Below are 22,623 nucleotides of genomic sequence, written 5' to 3'. Positions count from 1 at the left end.
TATAGATATTGTTGTAGTATAATAAGGTCTAAAACTTTCTATTTTATCAATAAATACTAATATAGCCCTATGTATTAAATAATTTCCATTTTCATTATTAAAGCCATTTTTAGTAAAAATATAATTTACTACATTAACTATATTTTAATTACCTCTATTGTCTAATAAGAAATCAATATTACCTTGTAAAAATACATTATTCTCACAAGCGTAAATTCTTTGTTTTATATAATCTGTACTATATTTTAATATATCTAATTTTCTTTTTTCAGACTCTATCAAATCATTTGTAAATAAAGTATTTTCTATTTTCTTTTCTTTATCAAGCTGATCTTTTATCACTGTAATTTCATCTTCTTTAATGATTCTATCAATCAGCTTCATTTGATAATATATATTATTTGATAAGTTATTGGTATTATATAATAAATTTATTATAAGTCTTAGTTGATTAAAGCACGTATTTTTTATATTATTTATATCTATTATATTTTCCTTATTTTTTAAGTATTCATAATTGAGTATTTTGAATACAGAAAATATTAAAATACGTTTTCTTATAGTAGTAAATTCAAATAAATTATTATCATTATTAAATACATTTAAATTATCATCAAATGTACAAATTTTATTATATTTATCTTCATCGTTTTCTGATTCATTATTATAATAAAATATGTCATTAAATAAAGTTTCCAATTTACATTTTCCAAGTGATGAAAGTATATCAAATATATTAATAATAAAATTTATATTTTTGTTTAGTGTTGTTTTTTGATCTTTTTCATTTTTTATAGAATTTACTTTTAATTTATTTAAATATTCTTTTTTTTCATTATCGTATATATGAATGAAAAACAATTCAAAAAAATCTAAACTTGATTCTTCTATTTCTAATTTTTTAATATCCTCAACCTTACCAACAATTTCTATTTGAGAATAATAAAGCATTTCAAAAATAAATTGAAATAGCTTCATAAATAAATCATCAACTCTATAACCTTCATCTTTATTATTTATATCTTCTTTTATAAAATCCCATATAAAGTTTGTCCAATCTATATCTATTTTTTCATCAAATCCATTATTATTTTCTGATAAGAATTTTTCTATTTTTGATTTAAATATTTCAAAATCTGTTAATTGCTTTCCTCTTGAGTTCATTTTTATATACAAATCATCATAATCACCTTTTATATCAAGTTTAAAAAATTTAATATTATTTAATCTTATAATTATATCTTCTTTATTGTTGACTGCTTTAATATAAGGTTGTATTTTTTTATGAATTTCATCTAATACTAATAAAATTCCATTAACAGTTGGATCTTTTCTATAATAATTTAAAAATGATATATTACTTGTTATTTGATTTGATATTATATCTTTATCAAAATCTATATTTATTTTATTGCTATTTATCAATGATAAAAAATTTGCAGATGTTATTCTAGTTTCATACGAAAAATTTGATAAAAATGTTCTATCTTCTTTTAAGCAATTGTAAATATACCAATGAAATAAAAATAATGTTGTTAATCTTTGCTGACCGTCTATAGGATAAAATATATTATCATCATTAACTCCGTATATAATATCTAATATAAAATCATTATTATATTTTTCATTAAATAAATATTTGATTATAGAATCCAAAAAATTGTTTCTTATATTAGTTGCTTCTGCATCAATTCTGCCTTAGGCATATCCTCTTTGTATAATTGGAACTATTACTTTTTTATTATTATATAAAATATCTTTTAAGTTTACCAAGTTATTATCAATATTTATATTATTATTCATATATTTCTCCATTTGTATTTAAATATTCTTGAACACTATTTACTATATATTCAATATAATTATTCATGTCAGTATTAGACCAAAATAATATCTGTTTTGCTTCCTTTGTATAATATTTTAAAAATACATTTTTTGTTGCTATAGGAATATATTTTTTTGGATCTTTTAAAAATTCTTTTATTTTTTTTATTTTTATTTGAAATATAGAATTATTTAAAGAAGAATTTGAATCAGAATCAAGTAAAGCTAAATTCTGAATATTATCTAAATCATTATTATCTACATATTCTTGTTCTTTATCTATATATTGTTCACTTAATTTCCTTTCTATAAAATAAACTAAACTGCATATATCTTCAAAATATGTTTTATACTCATTTTCTGATTTCATATTTTTTATTAATTCCAAAGATATTTTTATTTCATTTTCATTTGATTGTTCTTGTTTGTATTCTTCAAAATACTTCTCTGCATTATTTTTAAGATATTCTATATGGTCTTTAACAAATACTATTTTTTGATTATCGCTTAAATCTTCAGAGTTTCTTGCATAAATATGCTCTATGCTCCACTTGGATATATTTTTATATTTTTCAAAACTAAATCTAATATTTTCTTTAGAACTCTCTATTATATTAAATAATAATAATAATTTCTTTACTTTATCTTTATCACTATAATTTAATTTTATTATTATAGAGCCTATATTATCTAGTTTTTCTTTATCATCAATATTTTTTCCACATATTATATTTTTTATCATATTCTTTATTTCTATTTTAAAACTATATCTACTTTCTGAATTTTTATATTTTTTTAGAAAATCACTAATAGTTCTATTACTTTCTGTAATTAAAAAACCTAAATCATTATAAATTTGATTATCTTCATACCATTCTTTTAAAATATAAAAATATGAAACTATATATTCCCATATACTTTTTAAGTTATAACCATTAGGATTATTAATTTTTTCATAAAAATGCCTAAATATTTTATACTCTTCATTATCATCAATACGGACTATTTCGGATTCATATATGATATGGAATAAAAAGTCTATTCTAACATTATATTTATATGATAATTTTTTATCTTTGCAAATAAAATACCAAAAATCATTATTATCAAGTTCTATTTCTATATTTTCCCATTGATTAGCCATATTAATCTGTTCCAATTTTCTTATATCTTCTGATAAGTTATTTTGATGAGAATATCTTAAAATTATAGCCTTTATTAATTCAGAATTAGTCAAAGATATTTTACCAGCATTAAGCCTTTGAAAAGTTTCATTTTCATCATCGCCTCCTATATTATACCATATTATATTTACATTCTTTAATAAGTTTTTCTTAAAGTTTTCTTTAAAGTTTTTTTTCTCTATTTGATTATTTTCATTTTTTTTAAACCAAATATCTATATATTTATAAGCTTCAAAAATATAATAATAGTCTATGTTTTGTTTATAACAATTTTCTTTAATTTCATCTAAAAAGCTTTCATTTGATTTTGTTTCATATTTTAAAGTAAATTTAAATTGTTCAGGATTTCCATTATTAAGTTTAATATTATTTAAATATTTTAATATCAAATAAATGGTAGTTAATCTTTGCTGTCCGTCTACTAAATTATATTGTTCTTTATTATCATCTTTTTTTACAGCTATAGGGTTAAGACAATACTTTTCATCTCCTTTTTTATTTTCTATAAATTCTTTTATATATTCCAATAAAGCCTGAACTTCTCCATTTTCACCTCTCCATCTATACACATTTGATAGCTAGGTATGAGGAAATTGTACCCCCTTAACTCTTCTATGCTGCGCATTTCTACAGATTTATTATCTTGATTATTTGTTTCTGCCATATAATAGTCCTTAAAAATAAATATAGCTATATAGTATAACACATTTTAATGACAAAAACTGTCTTAAAAAATAAAAAATAAGAAAAATAAAAATTGAAAAATATTTTCTTAAAACTATTGACAAAAAACTAATTTAGTATTATAGTACCAATATACTAAATTAGTAATGACAGGAATAAAAAATGATTCCAATATCAGAAGCATCAGCTATAGCTCTGCACTCTGCAGTATATATATCTATTAAAGAGTTTGCATCTCTTAAAGATATAGCAGAAAGATTTGATGTTTCGTCTAATCATTTGTCGAAAGTTCTTCAGGCACTTGTAAAGGCAGGGTATCTTACTTCATTAAAAGGACCTGCAGGCGGATTTAAAATTGCTGATGGTAAAGAAAATGCTTCTTTTTTGGAGATATACGAAACTATAGAGGGTAAAAATTGGCAGAGAAGCTGTTTGTTTCATTCTAAATGCGGTAAATACTGCTCAAGCTGCATAATGGGTGATTTAGTTAATGATATAAACAGAAAGTTCAAAAACTATATGGAAAGCCATACAATCAAAGATCATTATTTATTGGATAAGGATTTCAAGATAAATAAAAACAGATGATAAAAAATCAAAACAAAAAAAATAAATGGAGGATTAAATGGACAATAAAATGTTTTGTTATCAATGTCAGGAAACAATGAATAACACAGGCTGTGTTACTTCAGGAGTATGCGGTAAAAAACCAGATTTAGCATATTTAGAAGACTTACTAGTTCATGTAACTAAAGGGCTTTCTAATATAACAACTGCTATAAGAAAAGAGGGCGGAAAAGTAGATAAAAAAGTTAATCATGATGTAACATTCAATTTATTTACTACTATAACAAATGCCAACTTTGATAAAGAAGTTTTTTATAAGAGAATAGAATACACTGCAAAACTTTGTAATGAATTAGCAAATCAGGTAAAAGATAAATCACTTATACTTGAAGAATCTTTATGGACTCCTAAAAGCAAAGAGGATATGGACGCTAAATCAAAAACAGTAGGCGTATTAGAAGAGAAAAATGAAGATATAAGAAGCCTTAAAGAAACTGTTATATACGGAGTTAAGGGATTAAGTGCTTATATGAGACATGCTAATATGCTTGATTATGAGAATGAAGAAGTTGATGCTTTTATACAGAGAGCTTTAAATGAAACATTAAGAGATGATATAAATTCTGATGAACTTTTAGCATTGGTGCTTGAAACAGGTAAAAACGGTGTTGACGGAATGGCTCTTCTTGATAAAGCTAATACTGCTACTTATGGTAACCCAGAAATGACAAAAGTTAATATAGGTGTAGGAAAAAATCCGGGAATATTAGTATCTGGTCATGATTTAAAAGATATAGAAATATTATTAAAACAAACAGAAGGTACAGGAGTAGATGTATATACTCACTCTGAAATGCTTCCTGCTCACTACTACCCAGAATTAAAAAAATATAAACATTTTGTAGGCAATTACGGCGGAGCTTGGTGGGATCAAAGAAAAGATTTTGAAAGTTTCAACGGACCTATACTAATGACTACAAACTGTATAGTAACTCCTTTAGCAAGTTATAAAGACAGAGTATATACAACAGGAGCAGCAGGTTTTGAGGGCTTAAAACATATAGAAAGCCATACAGATAAAGAAAGCGATAAAGATTTTACTCCTATAATAGAGCATGCTAAAAAATGCGAAGCTCCTAAAGAAATAGAAAGCGGTTTTATAGTTGGAGGATTTGCTCATAATCAGGTATTATCACTTAAAGATAAAATTGCTGAAGCTGTAAAATCTGGTGCTATAAAAAGATTTATTGTAATGGGCGGATGCGACGGAAGACATAAAGAGAGAGAATACTATACTGAATTCGCTCAAAAACTTCCTAAAGATACTGTAATATTAACTGCAGGATGTGCTAAATACAGATACAATAAATTAGATTTAGGAGATATTAACGGCATACCTAGAGTATTAGATGCAGGACAATGTAATGACTCTTACTCATTAGCTGTTATTGCTTTGGGACTTAAAGATTTGTTCGGTTTAGATGATATTAATGACTTGCCTATAGTTTATAATATAGCTTGGTATGAACAGAAAGCTGTTATAGTTTTACTTTCTCTTCTATATTTAGGTGTAAAAAATATTCATCTTGGACCTACAGTTCCTGGATTCTTATCACCTAATGTAGTTAATATATTAGTTTCAAAATTCGGAATCTCTGGAATAGGAAATGTTGATGAAGATTTGAAAAAATTCAACTTGATAGCATAATACTCCAATACTAAAAGAGCTTAACTTTTCTAAGTTAGGCTCTTTTTTATTATATCAAATCCTTTATAAATTATATTGTCTAGTTTGCGTGCCGCCTTCGAGAAGGTGTAAATATCTATACAGAACAAAAAGTTTTCATTATTAACATTAATTATTATTTAATTAATAAAGTCTAAAAGTATAGACTCACTGCTGCCTTTATCAGTAAATAGATATTTTATAAAATAATCATTCAAAGGATTAAAGTATTTTATTTGTTTAGTATTTGATTTCTTTTCCATAATATATATATAATGAAATACTTTATAATGTCAAAGTATAATTTTATACTTATTTTCACTCCCACTCTTTAAATTTTGGGGTTCTATTTGTTATTTATAAATGATTTTTTATATTTTGGCTTTAACTGTTATTCTGTATTAACAACAAAATTTTTTAAAATTTATCATGTGTATAAAGAATTATATTAGATGTATTTCTATGATTTAAAATATAATGAATAACTATAAAATAATAAAAAAATAATTAAAACAAAAAATACAAATTCTTACAAACTTAAAAGTTTTTAAAATAAAAATATTATTGTTGACATTCATAGCATTATTATATACTATATTATCATATACAATAGTGTCATCAAATATTCTTTAGGAGTTTATTATATATAATATAATTTAAATATAATTAAAAAATAATTCTTTTTAATAATTCTCTAATAACTAAAATTAATTTTCTATTAACAAATTATTAATAGACCTTAAAAACAAATAAAATAAATAGGATATAATATGAAATCAATCAGCAAAAAAATAATATCAGTTATTTTTATAGTATTGGCAATAATTGTAACCGGTATTTTAATTTATAATAATAAAATGTTTAATAAAAAAAATTTTAATGCAGACCTAAGACCAAAATACCATTTCACACCAGAGTCAAACTGGCTTAATGATCCTAACGGGCTATGCTATTATAACGGCTCATTTCATTTATATTATCAATATAATCCTTTTGCTCCTTGCTGGGGTGCTATACATTGGGGACATGCTACAAGTAAGGATATGTTAAATTGGAAGTATGAAGATATAGCATTAAAATATGATAATGAATATGATAAGGACGGATGTTTCTCCGGAAGTGCAATAGAAAAAGATGGTAAGCTTCATATATTTTATACAGGAGTTCAATATCATAAAATAAAATATAATGAATATAATATTCCTATTCAGGAAGACCCTAACGGATTTACTCCTTCTCAAATACATGCTGTTTCAGAAGATGGCGGATATTCATTTAAAAAAATACTTCCTCCTTTAATAACCTCTGCTGATAATAATCAAATGAGAGATCCTAAAGTTTTTAAGACTAAAGAAGGTTTTTATAGAATGGTTATTGGAAATAGTGAAGATTATAAAAACGGAAGTATTTTATTTTATAAAAGTGAGGATATTAATAAATGGGAATTTGAAGGAAAATGGACTAGTGATAAATTCGGCTGGGGATGGGAATGTCCTGATTTTTTTGACTTAAATAAAAATGATGTTTTAATCTTCTCGCCTATGGGTGCTGGAAGTAAAGAATATCCTAATATTGCAATGTATTTGATGGGACAAATGGATTTTAGTAATTTTAATTTTAATATAACAGCTAGCGGATTACTGGACGAAGCATTTGAAATGTATGCACCGCAAACTTTTAATTATTATGATGAAAAAAAACAAAGAGAGAGAAGAATTATGATAGGCTGGATAAGAATGTCAAAGCCTTTTGATAATAATAATTTCTGCGGAATGATGACTATACCTAGAGAATGCTTTATGGAAAATGGAATATTTAAAACTTATCCTATAGAAGAATTTAACAGCAAAAGAAAAGGAAGATTAAAAGATTTAAAAAATACTAAAAATCTTTATGATATTGAGTTTAAAATAAAAGATAATTTTAATATGACATTATTTGCTGACAGCAGTAAAAAAGGACTTTATTTAAATTATGATAAGAATAACACTATATTAACCATAGATAGAAAAGATGTAAAATTTGAAGGAATATCAGGAGCTGAAAAAATAGAGATAAAAATAGATTTATCATCTGATATTAGAATAATAGCTGATGTATCTGTTTTAGAAATATTCATTAATAAAGGTGAAAAATCATGTTCATTTACTGTTTATCCTTTGGGAGAAAATATTTTTATTGAGAATGATAAAGATATAAATATATACAATGTATACTAAAAACAATTAAATTTTCTTAAAAATGATTTTTTGAATTTTAAATATTTTAAAAGATTGTTATATAAAATACTAATATATTAAAAATAAAATATAGTTATTTAGCCATATACTAAAATATTTCAAATAATTATCTATTTTCAGCTCTAAATCTAGCAGGATCTGTAAATGGACGCCTGCCTTGAAACTTTGATAAATAAACTATATTGCTTGCTATATTTACAAAGCCGTTATCTCCGTATTTCATTATAGTTTCTTTTGCCTGCTTATCTTTAATCATATAATATGCTAATGGTACTTCATCTATAAACAAATGACATAATATACGATCAAAAGAATCATAAGAGCCTACGAGCATACTAACATTTGAAGCATTATTAATTTTCTTTTCAATATATGCTTTAACATTGCTTCCATAATTCTGCTTTAATTCTGGGGCATCAACTCCTATAAATCTATAATAATTATCTTTATATCTTATAGTATCTCCGTCTGATACTTTTATAAAATACTTGTCCAAAGAAACTAAATACTTTGGATTAATATTATTAGTATCTATTTCTCTAAAGTCTTTATTTGTGATAGAGAGAAAGAGTTTTATATTATTACTATCTTTTAGAGTTAAATATTCTTCGCTATTTATATCATTAATATCCAAAACCACATGTATATAATGAATTTTAAAAAATCTAAATTTATCAATTAGCTTATCATCACTAACATAAACAATAATATTATTCTTAAAAAATAAACTATAAAAAATTAGTTTAAACTTACCAATAAATTTTATACTTGGAAAATATTTGCTTATATATTTTTTATCTTCATCATTTTCATCATACAATACATAAACTCTATCCCTGTTTTTTATATAATCATAAATAATAGAAGTTTTATTATTTTCTATCATGCTTATTATCGATTTAGAGTCTATAATTAGATCTTTGCTTTCTTTAAGTTTAGAAGTTTTTATAATAAAAATCAAAACAAATATTATTATTATAGTATAAATAAAAGTCTTTATAATTTTTTCACTTTTTTTATTAGAAGTTCGCATTTAGCTTTTATATCCTCAGAAGATACTATCTCAGTAAGCATGCATAAGCTCATAGCTTTATGTTCTATAAGCATATCCATATTATTTAATTTTATACCGCCTATACATACGAAAGGAATATCCAAATTATTAACTACATAATCGAGATAATCAATGCCTGTAGCTTCATTAGCATCAGGTTTTGTATTGGTTGAAAAAATAGGACCTATTCCTATATAATCAGCAGAAGTATTAACTGCCTCTTTAGCCTGTTTTTCATTAGTAGTAGAAAGTCCTATAATCTTATCAAATCCTACAATTTTTCTCACAACTTCAATAGGCATGTCTTTTTGACCTATATGTACTCCGTCAGCATCAACAGCAATAGCCAAATCAGCATAATCATCTATTATAAATAAAGCATCATATTCTTTTGTAAGCTCTCTAATTTTTAAGCATTCTTCATATTTTTCACGCATATATTTATTAGGATTATCTTTTTCTCTGTACTGTATAATTTTTATTCCGGCTTCTAGCATAGATTTTACAACTTCAACATTATTTCTTCCGTTAGAAAAATCTTCTGCTGTTACACAGTATATGCTGTCTTTAAAATATCTATCTTTTAATATTTCTCTTCTTTTTTTTATGTCAGTTAATTTTTTTATATCTTTCATAAAATGATTCCTAAAATTTATTTATTATATTTTAGTATAACTTGGTATTTTTTTCAAATTATAAAATTATTCGCACGCAGAGCAAAATAATAAATATTAGTCAATTAACATTCATATTTTTTTAATAAACAAAAATAAATTAACCGTGCGTTAAATAACATTCTCAACCTAATAAAAACTTGGGCGGGTACTAAAAATTCTAATTTAAGCAATAAAATAAATTAAAACTAAAATATAAAAGTAATACAATAAGAAATAAAGGGCGGGGAATGAAAATTAAATTTTTTGCTTTATTTTTGTTCCCACCCTCTAGGCTTTCTAAACTCACTGTCATTTTTGTATAGTTTTTCTTTTTAGTTTTATCTGTTGTTTTAACTGCCCACCCAAGATTTTTTTAAATGTAGTGCATATTCACCGCACGCAGAATAAAGTTTATCAATATGAATCAATTAATAATAGCATAATGATTATATAAAAGATTTAGTTTACCGTGCGTTGGATAAAGTCTTATTAACAAATTTATATTTTTTTAGATATATAAAAACAAGCAGTTTTTGCGACATTTTCTGTCATATACTTATTATACACTATTAATAAATCGTTAATAGGAGTGACTGATAATGTATAAAACTATAAAAGAAAAAATTAAAGAAGCAAAAGAAATATTATCAAATGAAGCAGAAAATAAAGAAGCATTAAAAACATTATACACATCATATATGCAAATTGAAGATTATAAAAAATCAAAAATATATTTAGAGAAATATTTAAAGCTAGAAAAAAACGATTATAATGCTTGGAAAATATTAGGTAATTACTTGAATAATGATGATAATAATTTTAAAGAAGCTGAAAAAGCATATTTGAAGGCTCTTGAAATTAATGATAAAGATATAAGAGTATTTGCTAATTTAGCAAGAACTTATATTAAATTAGATGATAAAGATAATGCCTATAAAACTATACAAAAAGCTATTGAATTAAAAAGCAGCGATGAAAAAATGACAATAGAAATATCAAATATTCTATGTTTGATAAACAAATATGATGAAGCTATTAATCTGCTTGAAAATTTTTACAAAAACTGTTATTCAAAATCTTTAACTGAACAATTAGCATATATTTATGAAACAGTACATAGTTATGATAATGCTTTAGAGTTATATAAATTATTAGATGATGAAAAATCACTTTTACATATATATCTATACTCAACAAATCAATTAATAGAAGCAGCAAAAATTTGCAGAAAAAATATATATATGGATTATTACGATTACGGATATAAATTAGCTGATATATATTTATTTCTAGGATACAGTAAAAAAGCAATAAAAATACTGAAGTTGGCTAAAGATAATGATAAACATTTTTATATGCTAGCTTATATGGAAAGATTAGCTAAAATTTATGAGGCTTCTAAAAAATATTCCAAAGAGCATATATGAGAGAAAAAATGGCTAATATTGATCCTGATGAAGAAATAAACTGGTCTTATTTATCAAAATACAGATTTTTATCTAATGATTATGACAGAGCAATAGAAGCAGCAAAAGAAGCATTAGAAATAGATAAAGGCTATAGAGTTCCTTTATATTATCTTGCAGCAAGTTATAAAAAACAGGGAAAAGATAAAAAGGCTTATAAAATATACAATAAATTAATAAGTAATTTTGAAAACAGATCGGAAATATATAAAAACTTTTATTATAAAAATCTGTATAAGTACTGTAAAACAGAAGAAGAAAAAGAAAATTTTCATAATACAGATTGGAAATATGAAAGACTTAGTAAAGAAGAATTATTATACACATTATTAAGCTATAAAGATTTAGAAGAATATCAAAAAATAAAAGAAGTTTTTAATGATTACATATACAGAGAAAAAGATAATAATAAAAAAGATATATATTTTTTTGAAAGTAAATATATGAAAATATATATGAATGAATTTCATTATAATAATGATAAGATAACTTCTATTGAAATTGGAGAAATATTTGAAGAATTAGAAATGTATGAAGAAGCTTTATTTATATATTTTGATGTTCTAAATAAATATTCTTATAATGAAAAAATAGGCATTTATCATAGACTTTACAGCTGTTATAAAAAATTAAATAAAGATGATTTGGCAAAAGAAATATTGAACATAGCAAAAGACATAGGAATTAATACAAATAATTTTGATGAATAATAAAGTTATAAATTAATTTTTTAGAAAAAATAGGAGAATAAAATGCAAGATAATAAAAAAATTACACAATAGAAGAAATAAAAGAATTAATAAATAAAAGAATAAATAAAAGCATAAATAATGAAAAACTTGAAGATGATGATGTACTTTACGATAAAGAAGCTCAAGAAATATTAAAGAAGCATTTAAAAAATGATCCTAATAATAAAGAATTATTATTTTTATTAGCTTTGGTGCAGTATGATAATTCATATATTGATGATGAATATAAAAAAGTAATAGCAACATTGAAAAAACTTTTAAATCTTAATTATAAAAAAGATAAAGTATTATACTATTTAGCAGTATCATATTATTATGACAGAAATTATGATAATAAAAAAATACAAAAACAAATTATTGAATTATTAGAAAATGCTATTGAATTAAATAATAAAGATTCTGAATATTGGTATTTACTTGGAACAGCACATTTCTTTGTTATAAAAGATTATGATAAAGCTATAGAGTTTCATAAAAAAGCAGCTGAAATAAATTATAAAGAAACAATTTGTAACAATAAAGAATATTATTATTATACATTGGGGAAAATAAATTTATATTTAGGAAAAAGCCAAGAGGCTATAGAAAATTTTAAAAAAGCTATAAAAGATTCAATAGATTATTTTAATGATTTTTATGAAGTGTCTAATTATTGGCATTATTTAGGATTAAGCTATGAAAAAAACGGACAGTATGATGAAGCTTTGAAAAGTTATAAAATGGCATTAAATATAAATGTAAGAAGCGAGTTAGATGATAATTTTTATAATTGTTTAAAGGCATTAAAATCATTGTATGATTTATATAAAAAACTCGGTAAAAATGATGATGCTATATATACTTTGACAAATAGTATAGAAAAAGATATATCAGCACCATTTATGATTATACCCAATGATGATAAGGATTTTAAAGGAAGCGAAACTTATAATGATATAATTGAGGCATATAATTATATTATTTGGGATTATCGTAAGTCAGCTGCAGCATGCAGAGAAATGCTTGCAGATTTTTATAAAAGATATGGAGAATATGATAAAGCTATAGAATTATATAATCAAATATCTATAGAAAATTATAAAAATATAGCTGAAACATATATAGAAGCTAAAAATTATAAAAATGCAATAGATACATATAAAATGATTATAAAAATGCATCCTGATAATGAATTGAATTATTATATTGATATTGCCAATACTTTTGAAAATGCAGAAAATTATAATGGGGCTATTGATTATTACAATAAAGCTATAGAAATTGACAGCGGAAATTCAGACTATTATGTTAATATTGCTGAAATATATAAAAAATTAGAAAACTATGAAGGAGCTGTTAATTATTACAATAAAGCTATAGAAATTGACAGCGGAAATTCAGACTATTATGTTAATAATGCTGAAATTTATGAAAAATTAGAAAACTATGAAGGAGCTGTTAATTATTATAATAAAGCTATAGAAATTTTAAATAAACCATGCAAATATCATGAAAAATTAGCAGAATGTTATGAAAAGCTTGGAAAATACAATAATGCTATAGAAGCATATAAAGAATATTTTAAAATAGCTGATGATGAACTATTCATATATATAATAGGCAGTAAACTTGATACATTAAAAAAGATTGCTTATCTATATGATAAACTTAATGATATAGAAAATAGAAATTTATATTATGAAAAAGCCATAAAAAAATGCAGAGAACTTATAAAAGAATATAGGAAAAACAAAAAAGAATATTTAAAAGAAATAGCAGATATTTATATAAAAATAGGAAATAAAGAAAAAGCATTTGAAATATATAATGACTTAATAGAAAAGTATAATAAAGAAATATCAAGAAATAAAAATGATTATGAGCTTTTGGAAATACAGGCAGATTTATATTTGAAAATTGATGATAAAGAAAGGGCATTAGAAACATACAATAAAGCTATAGAAGTATGCATTAAAAATATAAAAAGTTTTGAAAATAAAAAAATATCGATTTCATATAATGATTATAAAAATAAAAGAGATTCTTATATGGAAGGTTTATCATATTTAGCATTTTTCTATCAAAAAATTTCAAAACCAGATAAAAGCATACATATTTATGAAGAGCTTATAAAAATATATAAGGAAAATATGCCAGATAAAGAAGATAATATAATTTATTTAGAATCCATTGCAGAGCTTTATATAAAATTAAATCAAAAAGATAATGCTTTAAAAACATATAAAAGGATTTTAGAAATAGATAAAGATAATAATGAAGCAAAAGAAAACATAAAAGATATAGAATCAGGAAAAGAGGTAGAAACAGCATACATTTTTGAATTATGGAATAGGAAGTATAAACAATAGGAGAAAATATAAATAGTATTTAAATAATAAAAGCCTAATATGTTTTACCATACTAGGCTTTATTATTTTTCTTAATCTATCATAAATTTATTTCTTTTTATTCTTTTTTGCTTCTTTTGTATTAACTTCAAGTGAGGTATTATCTTTTCTAGTGTAAGTGTATATAAGCATTATAAGAGCTATTACAAACATTAACATAGAATAAATTGCTCCTGCAGTAATTGGTCCTAAAGTCCATTCTGTAATATCTCTTGCGAACTGTTCTATTAAAGTTCTGAAAAGCCCGTAAAGTAAAATCCATACCCAAAGTCTTGTACCTGGTCTTATCTTTTTATTTTTCTCGCTTAAATATCCTATTAAAAAAGAAACAAATGCAAGAACAATACCTTCAAGAAATGATTCGTATAACTGAGAAGGGTGTCTAGGTTCAGTATAAGGTCTTATCGCTGGAAACATTGCAGCCCATCTCTCATAACCGCCTACTGCATCATACAAAGGAAATTTCATTGCCATAAAAGAATCCGTAACTCGTCCGTAAAGCTCAGCATTCATGAAGTTACCAATCCTTCCGAAAAATAAACAGAAACTAGAAGGAAGTGTGGCATTATCTGCTATGGTATAGAAATCATATTTATATCTTTTACTAAATATGAATTCAGCAATAAACATACCTATAAGTCCGCCATGAAATGACATTCCTGCAAAACCTGTAAAACTAAATCCGTTATCAAGATTAATACCTATTATTTCCCAAGGAGTTAAAAAGCTCTGAGGGGAATAAAAAAGAAAATAACCTATTCTAGCTCCAACTATAGCACCAACAGCAGCATAAAATACCATATCATATATACCGCCGTTTTTTTCATTAAGATTTAATTTTATCCACCCTCTCTTTTGAACAAAATACAATATTATGCATGATACTAAAATACCTACTATATACATAAGTCCGTACCATCTTACTGCACCTAGTATTGGTATATTAGGAGAAAACACATAAGGCGTGAAAAATTCTGGATAAGTCATATATTTTCCTTAAAAATTTATTAATTATTTTTATAACAAAATAAGATTTTTAATATAAGATAATACATTGAAATTATTAATCTATCAAGTGTTTATATATCAGATAATTTTTTATTTAATATGGATAAAGACCTTTTAGCCTCTAATGACAAAATATCTTCATCATCTTCATTTATAAAAGTATTCAGTATATCTCTGCTTTTTTCTAAATTAAATGCTGATAAACAAGTTAAGCATTTCCATATAAGAAGTTTATCATCTTTATATTTGTTCATTATATTAATTATATACTCAAGATTTTTTTCACTCTGAAGACTTTTGTTATGAAATACAATATATCCAAAAGAATCTAGTGCCTCATAAATTTTTATCAAATCATTGCTTTGTAAAACTTCTATTAATACAGGAAAAATATCATCGTTCATCTTTGCTAAAGTTCTTGCTATTATATCTCTAGGCAAAGGATATGACTTTTTTGATGATACTTTTTTTGGTAATTTCTTATATTGATTATTTCCTATGACTCCAAGATACTCCTTCATTTTTTGGGCAGTATCAATATCTCCGCATTGCAAAGTTTCACATATTGCAATCTTAGTATAAAGGCTTTTTTCTTTAGATAATTGCAATAATAATTTATTTTGTACATTATCTTCGTATATATAATATTTCAAATTCATAGAAGCAGATGTTCTTATTACAGCATTATCACTATTCAGACAATCAATGATATCTTCCAAAGATTTATATTTAATAGCATCGACATCTTCTTCTAATGCCATTCCTCTATTTGCTAATTTATCTAAATCAGATTTTAAATTATGTTTCATATATTAATAATATTATTTTTTTTCATATTATGCAACAATTATTATTTATTATTGCTAATAAAAATTGTTCGCTAAAAATGTATAGTAAATGAATTGCTATACGCTCATAATTTTTATATTTAGCTCTTTAGTGCTTAAAAATTATTATTTTTTATTATTGCTAATAAAAATTGTTCGCTAAAAATGTATAGTAAATGAATTGCTATACGCTCATAATTTTTATATTTAGCTCTTTAGTGCTTAAAAATTATTATTTTTTATTATTGCTAATAAAAATTGTTCGCTAAAAATGTATAGCAAATGAATTACTATACGCTCACAATTTTTATATTTAGCTCTTTAGTGCTTAAAAATTATTATTTATTTAAAATTATACAATCATGATTATTTTTTATACTAAACATTTATTTAAATCATACGATAAGTTTCAACTGCATTTTCTAAATAAATTCATTGCAATTTTTTTACTATATTTTATAATTTAACTATGGGGTATAAATTAATGCTTGAAAAAGTAAAAGATTTTTATAGAACAAAAAAGATCTTATTTTTTATAATTCTATTTGTTTGGTTATTATTAACAATATTATCAGGAATATTAATAGGCTCTTGTTCAAAACCTAAAGTTATACCATTGACACCAGAAGAAGAAAACTCAAAAGCTATTAATATTCTTAAAGAAGATGAAGAAAAAATTATAAAAGGTGAAATGCTTTCTACGAAAGACAATCTAAGTTTTGAGGATTTAGAATACTCAAGAAATTTTGTAGAAAGCCGAAAAAAATAACACTAACTTTTAGGAGAGAATTATGCGTGTTTTTTTATGTTCTTCTGTTATAGCAATGTTCATTATAATTAATGCTGCATTTGCTCAGGAAACAATCACTGTACAGCCCGATGATAAAGTGGTAACTAATGCTTCTTCAGGCCGTATAAAAAGCGGACCATTAGAAGATGATTTGATTAAATCTGTAGATTTAGCTGAAAATACTCTTTTCTCAATAAAATTAAATGCTACTAATTTCGACAGATATATTCGTATAACAAGCTATTCTACTAACCTTGATTTTGTAAGATTCACAAGAGATAAAACTAATGCTTTCCTTACTTTCAGAACATTAACAGCAGGTATAGGAAAACTTAATTTTCAAGTTGATAATGAAGAAAGCATAATAAGAAAATACTTCTATACTATAACTGTAACTAATAGTCAAGGCATAGCTTCTATGGAAACTAATGCTATATTGGATCCTGATAATGAAACTAACAGTATGACTACTAATAACATGATGACTAATGATGTTATGACCAATGATATGATGAATACTAATAATACAATTACTAATACAGTTAATACAAATGAAGCAGTACCTAATAACAATGCAAATCAAACTAATCAGACAGCAGCTACTAATAATGCTCAAAGTTCAATAATAAAAAAAGAAGCTGAAAAACCTGCTAAAACAATTGAAACTAATCCTGAAATAATAGCATTATTTAATTCAGCAGAAGAACTAAAAAATATTAAAGATTACAGTAATGCAGTTAACGCTTACAGTAATGTTATAACTTCATATCCAAATTCTAAATATTCTGTATACAGTCATTTTAGAATAGGAGATATCTATAATCAAAAAAAAGATTATAACAATGCTTTTAATATGTATAATGAAGCTTCCAAATTAAAAAATGCTGATAATAATGAAAAAGCAGCTGCCATATATTCTATGGGTATTATGAAAAAATCTGAAAATAAACATGATGAAGCTATTGTATACTTCAATGATGTAATGAACAATTATTCTCAAACTCCTTTATACGGCAATGCTGTTTATGAAATAGCGGACAGCTTGAAACAGCTTGGAAGAATATCTGATGGTGCTGATATATTAGAAAAATCTTTAGAAAAAAATGTAAAATTTTCTAAAAGAGGAGATTCTATACTTCTTCTAGCTGAAATATATGAAAAAGGAAATAACAATATAAGAGATTTTGAAAAAGCTTATAAAACTTATAATCAATATTTAGCTGAATATCCTACTTCTTCTAAAGCTAAATATGCTAATGACAGAAAAAATTTCTTATCTCGTAATGCTGTTCACTTACAATAGAATAATAAAAATAATTAAATAAGAAATAATAATAGCCCTTTTAGAAATACAGTTTTTCTAAAAGGGTTTTTTATGAAAATAATTCTCTAAAACTCTTCTATAAAATAAATTCTAATAGCATTCCCATTTTTATCGATAATTTAAACGATACATAATACTCCGGAGTGAACAAGTGCCAAGATACGAGCAGCTTAAATCTAAATCTAAAAGTATATCATATACAAGACAAATTAAAAATGAAAGTAAAGAAATAAATCTAAAAAAACCATTCATAATCTCAATAGCTTTTATCATTGCAGCAGCTTTGATATTTACAGTTGTAAAAAAATATTCTCCTATGGTGGATATAGCAATAAAAGATTTCTTCTCAATCAATCATAGAGAAGCATTAGTATTGGAAAGCGATGGAATTACAGAAGATCAAAATAAAATGAGTTTCTTAAACAATATACCATTATTCAAGTTCTTTATAAAAACCGATACAAATGAAACTCTATCCGTAATGGCTTATGAAACAAATTCAAAAATAGAAACATCTTTGGATATGATGTCTGAAAATATTACAAATTCTAGTATAATAACAAAGGAATCTTTACTTCCTTTCTTTAATAATAGCGGAAGCAATAATTCTATACTCTATGACAGCGGATATGTGGATTACGGAAATAATCATGAATCAGTAATATTATCAAACAAAATGAATACATTAAATAGAATACCTGAAAATAATATTACAAATAATAGTGAAGAAAATATTATTGCTGCAGATATGGAAAATCCGCCTGAAGAAGAAAAAACACATAATTACCTAGAGCAAATGATATTAGAAAACAGACAGAACAATAATACTAATACTCAGGATACTAAAAAAAATACAAATGCTGCTAATAAACAAAATAATACTGAAACTAAAAAAAGTATATTTGATGATATTCTAAAACCAAAAGATAATACTACTAAAAGAGAAACTACAACTATGAAGCCGGCATCAACTACTACTTTCAGTACAAGAGCCCCTGCCAGCTATATAGAAAATACTAAAAAAAATAATTCAAATACAAATGAAAATTATAATTTTAATATTGATAAATACTTGAATAATAATAAAGAAATAACTGCTAATAATAATCAAGTTAATAATACCAAAGAAAATCTAAATTCTGATGCTAAAAAAGATTTAAACAATAATACAGTAAATAATAATAATACAGTACCAAATAGAAAAGATATAATACAATCATCTATTTATACTATAACTAATTCTCTGGATAAATCTAATATTGATTATAACAGAGTAATAAATGATATGGTTAATCCGAATTACAATAATAATGTTGTAAGAGAAAATAATAATAATAATACAGTTAATAATAATAGAGGAAATAATAATATTAAAGAAGCAAATAATAATTCAATAATAAATAAGCCTTCAGAAGAAAAAAACAATATAAAAGAAGTCAGAGAAAGCATATTAAAAGATAATATAAAAGAAACTTCACAATTAAAAAATAATAGTATTGTAAAGAATAATAATGCAGAATATAAAAAAGAAATTATTAAAAAAGCTCAAAATGATATTAATAATTATAATATAAAAAAAGCTAATAATAATATAACTAGAGATTTAAAAGAGAGAAAACTCAAAGAAAATAGTAATGAAGGAATATATTTAGTTGAATACAGCGAATCAACAGGTTCTATTACATTGATATTCAGAGAAAGAAAATTTAATAATAAATCTTCTGTAGAGGAAGCTATAAAAGAATTATTGATAGGTGCTACTGATGAAGAGAATAATAGAAATATAATAAGCTGCATACCTAAAGATACTGAATTGCTTGATATATTCATTGAAAATAATACAGTATATTTGAACTTCAATGAAAATTTTGAATTTAATCCTCTTGGAAATGAAGGAACTATGGTACAGATTTATCAGCTTGTATATACAGCTACTCAATTTGAAGGTATAGACAATGTTATATTCCTCATTAATGGACAATTAAATGAAACTATAGGTGCAGAAGGTGCTATAGAGAATATGCCTTTCAGCAGATTTGAGTAAATTAATAAAAATATAATCTTGATTTTATATATATTCATGTTATTATATACCCATAATATGTATATATAAAAAGTAGGTGTTATAATGTTAAAATCTTTAAATGCAAAAGAGGCCGCTGATTTGATAAAGTCTAATAATGATATAAAAATATTAGATGTAAGAAGCGAAATGGAAATTAATATGACAGGTACTATAGAAGGAAGCATATTAATAGATTTGAATGATCCTAAAGCTGAAAATTTAGTTAATAGCTTAGATAAATCAGGAAAATATCTTCTTTATTGTGCCACAGGTGCAAGAGCAGAAGCTTTAGCTCATTATATGGAGAAAAAAGGATTTGAAGAAATCTATAATCTAATTTACGGCGGGTATAGTCAATTAGCAATGGCCTTGAAAAATAATTAATAATAATAATGAAAGTTAGTATTCAAAAAAATTAAATACTAACTTTTTTATTATTAATACTATAAAACATAATTTTATTCTATATACGAATAGAAAAATCTTCTTATTTCTAAAGTATCAACTAAAACATTTTTCAATTTTGGGTTTTGCATTGAAGAAGAAGTATAATGATAAATAGGTATAAAAGCCATATCTTCACCTATAAGTTTATCTTCAGCCTTATGCATATTAGCCATTCTTATTTTATTATCAATAGTATTTTTAGCCTCTAATATAAGCCTGTCATATTCAGGATTATTATATCCTACTCTATTTCCAGCACTTGTACTCACAAATAGATCAGCAAAAGTCATAGGATCCATATAATCTCCTAACCAATCAGCACGGCATACCACATAATGTCTTGTCTGCCTGTTTCTTTGGAATACTGACCATTCCTCCTGAGTGATAATCATATCTATATTGAGATTTTCTTTCCACATATGCTGAACTGCTTCAGCTATTGTAACACCTGTTCCGGGATTAGTTTTAAACTCTAATACAGGAAAATTCTCTCCATTAGTATAGCCTGCTTCTTCTAAAAGTTTTTTAGCCTCTTCAATATTTGCTTTATAATCTTCTTTTTTAACGCTGTAATATCCGCCGCCGTTTTCTCTAAAATCCCAATTTACATCTTTTAAGCCATAAGGTATAAAAGCAGCTGCTGGTATTTCTCCTAATTTAGTAATATTTTCTACTATATAATTCCTATCTATTGCAAGCGATAATGCTCTTCTTACTCTTTTATCTTTTAAAACTTCATTTGTATTATTCAAAGCATAGTATGCTGTTCCTAAAGAAGGTGTTGTAACTAAATATCCTTCCTCTCTTAGTAAATCTACATCGGAAGTAGGTATCTTATATGAATATAATATAGAGCCTTCTTTTAAAGCAGCATAAGCCGTAGATACATCAGAAAACATAACAAAATCTATTCTCTTAGCTATTATGGCATCTTTATTCCAATAATTAGTATTTAATTCTAAAGATATTATCTCATCAGGTTTTCTATCTATCATTTTGTAAGGACCATTACCTATATATGTGTCAGGAGAATAAGTCCAATTATCGCTTATAACTTCTTTTCTAAGAGGTGAAAATATGGGAACAGCCGCTAATTCCAAAAAGTACGCTGTAGGACTTTCAAAATATACCGCAAAAGTTTTGTCATCTAATGCCTCTACTCCAAGTTCTTCTATAGGTAGTTCCCCTTTGAGAATCTTATCAGCATTTTTTACAGGTGATATTAAAAAACTATATGAAGATGCTGTTTTAGGATCGGCAAGCCTTCTAAATGAATACACAAACTCATCAGCAGCAACATTTTTACCGTCAGACCATTTAGCATTTTCCCTTAAATGAAATGTAATAGTAAGTCCGTCTTCAGAAATATCCCAACTTTCAGCCGCTCCTCCTATTATATTTCCGTCCTTATCTTTTGATGTCAGTCCCTCAAATACATGAACTGCATAAATCATACTGTCTATTGCCGATAAAAATGATGGGTCTATACTTTGAGGTTCAGCTCCTATGCTTACTCTTATGCTTTCATTATATAAATCTTTATTTTTACAGGCATTTAATAATAATAAAATAATGATAATTGATAAATAGATTATTTTTTTCATAGCTTTATCCAAATACAA

Annotated in this window: 18 protein-coding genes and 1 pseudogene; 10 read left to right on the top strand and 9 right to left on the bottom strand. The window is 24.5% G+C overall.

All coding sequences use genetic code 11. The features are described 5' to 3' along the window. Positions 1 to 144: 144 nt before the first annotated feature. From BFL38_RS10420 to BFL38_RS15190, 3 genes are all read right to left on the bottom strand, one after another. A complete protein-coding gene (locus tag BFL38_RS10420) occupies positions 145 to 1,656 on the bottom strand; it encodes a DUF262 domain-containing protein (protein WP_069726980.1) in 1,512 nt (503 codons plus the stop codon). 139 nt (positions 1,657 to 1,795) lie between these two features. After that, positions 1,796 to 3,577, bottom strand: a complete 1,782-nt coding sequence (locus BFL38_RS10415; RefSeq protein ID WP_069726979.1) for a DUF262 domain-containing protein — start codon at positions 3,575 to 3,577, stop codon at positions 1,796 to 1,798. Beyond that, on the bottom strand, positions 3,523 to 3,672 hold the full coding sequence (locus tag BFL38_RS15190) for a hypothetical protein (protein WP_176720572.1): 150 nt from the start codon (positions 3,670 to 3,672) through the stop codon (positions 3,523 to 3,525). Before BFL38_RS15190 ends, BFL38_RS10415 begins: the two co-directional genes overlap by 55 nt. Positions 3,673 to 3,854: 182 nt before the next feature. Here BFL38_RS15190 and BFL38_RS10410 point away from each other — a divergent pair, with 182 nt between their 5' ends. Next, entirely contained in the window at positions 3,855 to 4,280 is a 426-nt protein-coding gene (locus BFL38_RS10410) for an RrF2 family transcriptional regulator (protein ID WP_256097251.1), read from the top strand. A 37-nt stretch (positions 4,281 to 4,317) separates the two neighbouring features. Next, complete coding sequence (gene hcp, locus BFL38_RS10405; protein ID WP_069726978.1) at positions 4,318 to 5,967, top strand: hydroxylamine reductase; 1,650 nt, start codon at positions 4,318 to 4,320, stop codon at positions 5,965 to 5,967. 161 nt (positions 5,968 to 6,128) lie between these two features. Here hcp and BFL38_RS15860 read toward each other — a convergent pair. After that, positions 6,129 to 6,248 (bottom strand): annotated as a pseudogene (locus BFL38_RS15860) (Rpn family recombination-promoting nuclease/putative transposase); the annotation flags it as partial. A gap of 507 nt (positions 6,249 to 6,755) precedes the next feature. On the opposite strand from BFL38_RS15860, the gene BFL38_RS10400 reads away from it, so the two are divergent. Then, positions 6,756 to 8,204: a glycoside hydrolase family 32 protein gene (locus tag BFL38_RS10400; RefSeq protein ID WP_069726977.1), complete on the top strand. Its 1,449-nt coding sequence runs from the start codon at positions 6,756 to 6,758 to the stop codon at positions 8,202 to 8,204. A gap of 127 nt (positions 8,205 to 8,331) precedes the next feature. Here BFL38_RS10400 and BFL38_RS10395 read toward each other — a convergent pair whose 3' ends face one another. Both BFL38_RS10395 and thiE read right to left on the bottom strand, forming a co-directional pair. Further along, positions 8,332 to 9,258, bottom strand: coding sequence for a thermonuclease family protein (locus tag BFL38_RS10395; RefSeq protein WP_069726976.1), 927 nt, complete (start codon positions 9,256 to 9,258; stop codon positions 8,332 to 8,334). Continuing rightward, positions 9,222 to 9,914: a thiamine phosphate synthase gene (gene thiE, locus BFL38_RS10390; RefSeq protein ID WP_069726975.1), complete on the bottom strand. Its 693-nt coding sequence runs from the start codon at positions 9,912 to 9,914 to the stop codon at positions 9,222 to 9,224. The genes BFL38_RS10395 and thiE overlap by 37 nt, the downstream gene beginning before the upstream one ends. Before the next feature lie 620 nt (positions 9,915 to 10,534). On the opposite strand from thiE, the gene BFL38_RS15555 reads away from it, so the two are divergent. The 3 genes from BFL38_RS15555 to BFL38_RS10380 all read left to right on the top strand — a co-directional run bounded on the left by BFL38_RS15555 (position 10,535) and on the right by BFL38_RS10380 (position 14,501). Then, entirely contained in the window at positions 10,535 to 11,362 is an 828-nt protein-coding gene (locus tag BFL38_RS15555) for a tetratricopeptide repeat protein (RefSeq protein WP_256097250.1), read from the top strand. Beyond that, positions 11,359 to 12,111, top strand: coding sequence for a tetratricopeptide repeat protein (locus BFL38_RS15550; protein WP_256097249.1), 753 nt, complete (start codon positions 11,359 to 11,361; stop codon positions 12,109 to 12,111). Before BFL38_RS15555 ends, BFL38_RS15550 begins: the two co-directional genes overlap by 4 nt. 233 nt (positions 12,112 to 12,344) lie before the next feature. Next, positions 12,345 to 14,501, top strand: a complete 2,157-nt coding sequence (locus tag BFL38_RS10380; RefSeq protein WP_256097248.1) for a tetratricopeptide repeat protein — start codon at positions 12,345 to 12,347, stop codon at positions 14,499 to 14,501. Between the two features lie 87 nt (positions 14,502 to 14,588). Here BFL38_RS10380 and lgt read toward each other — a convergent pair whose 3' ends face one another. Together lgt and BFL38_RS10370 are read right to left on the bottom strand one after the other, a co-directional pair. Then, positions 14,589 to 15,527: a prolipoprotein diacylglyceryl transferase gene (lgt, locus tag BFL38_RS10375; RefSeq protein WP_069726973.1), complete on the bottom strand. Its 939-nt coding sequence runs from the start codon at positions 15,525 to 15,527 to the stop codon at positions 14,589 to 14,591. 92 nt (positions 15,528 to 15,619) lie between these two features. Beyond that, positions 15,620 to 16,357, bottom strand: a complete 738-nt coding sequence (locus BFL38_RS10370) for a hypothetical protein (protein WP_069726972.1) — start codon at positions 16,355 to 16,357, stop codon at positions 15,620 to 15,622. A gap of 502 nt (positions 16,358 to 16,859) precedes the next feature. Between BFL38_RS10370 and BFL38_RS10365 the strand changes: the two genes are divergently transcribed. The 4 genes from BFL38_RS10365 to BFL38_RS10350 all read left to right on the top strand — a co-directional run bounded on the left by BFL38_RS10365 (position 16,860) and on the right by BFL38_RS10350 (position 20,938). After that, positions 16,860 to 17,144 carry a hypothetical protein gene (locus BFL38_RS10365; protein ID WP_069726971.1) on the top strand — a complete coding sequence of 95 codons (285 nt, stop codon included), beginning with the start codon at positions 16,860 to 16,862 and terminating at the stop codon, positions 17,142 to 17,144. 22 nt (positions 17,145 to 17,166) lie between these two features. Next, positions 17,167 to 18,468 carry a tetratricopeptide repeat protein gene (locus BFL38_RS10360; RefSeq protein ID WP_069726970.1) on the top strand — a complete coding sequence of 434 codons (1,302 nt, stop codon included), beginning with the start codon at positions 17,167 to 17,169 and terminating at the stop codon, positions 18,466 to 18,468. Positions 18,469 to 18,640: 172 nt separating this feature from the next. Beyond that, positions 18,641 to 20,533: a GerMN domain-containing protein gene (locus tag BFL38_RS10355; protein WP_069726969.1), complete on the top strand. Its 1,893-nt coding sequence runs from the start codon at positions 18,641 to 18,643 to the stop codon at positions 20,531 to 20,533. A gap of 84 nt (positions 20,534 to 20,617) precedes the next feature. Continuing rightward, on the top strand, positions 20,618 to 20,938 hold the full coding sequence (locus BFL38_RS10350; protein ID WP_069726968.1) for a rhodanese-like domain-containing protein: 321 nt from the start codon (positions 20,618 to 20,620) through the stop codon (positions 20,936 to 20,938). Between the two features lie 74 nt (positions 20,939 to 21,012). Here the strand turns inward: BFL38_RS10350 and BFL38_RS10345 are convergent, their stop codons facing one another. Continuing rightward, the gene (locus tag BFL38_RS10345; protein ID WP_069726967.1) at positions 21,013 to 22,605 is read right to left on the bottom strand and encodes a peptide ABC transporter substrate-binding protein; all 1,593 of its coding nucleotides are present in this window, start codon (positions 22,603 to 22,605) and stop codon (positions 21,013 to 21,015) included. Positions 22,606 to 22,623 lie beyond the last annotated feature (18 nt).

This window comes from Brachyspira hampsonii (assembly GCF_001746205.1).
GTDB lineage: Bacteria > Spirochaetota > Brachyspiria > Brachyspirales > Brachyspiraceae > Brachyspira > Brachyspira hampsonii_B.
The sequence above is the reverse complement of the archived record's forward strand: the minus strand, read 5'-3'. Positions and strand labels throughout refer to the sequence as shown.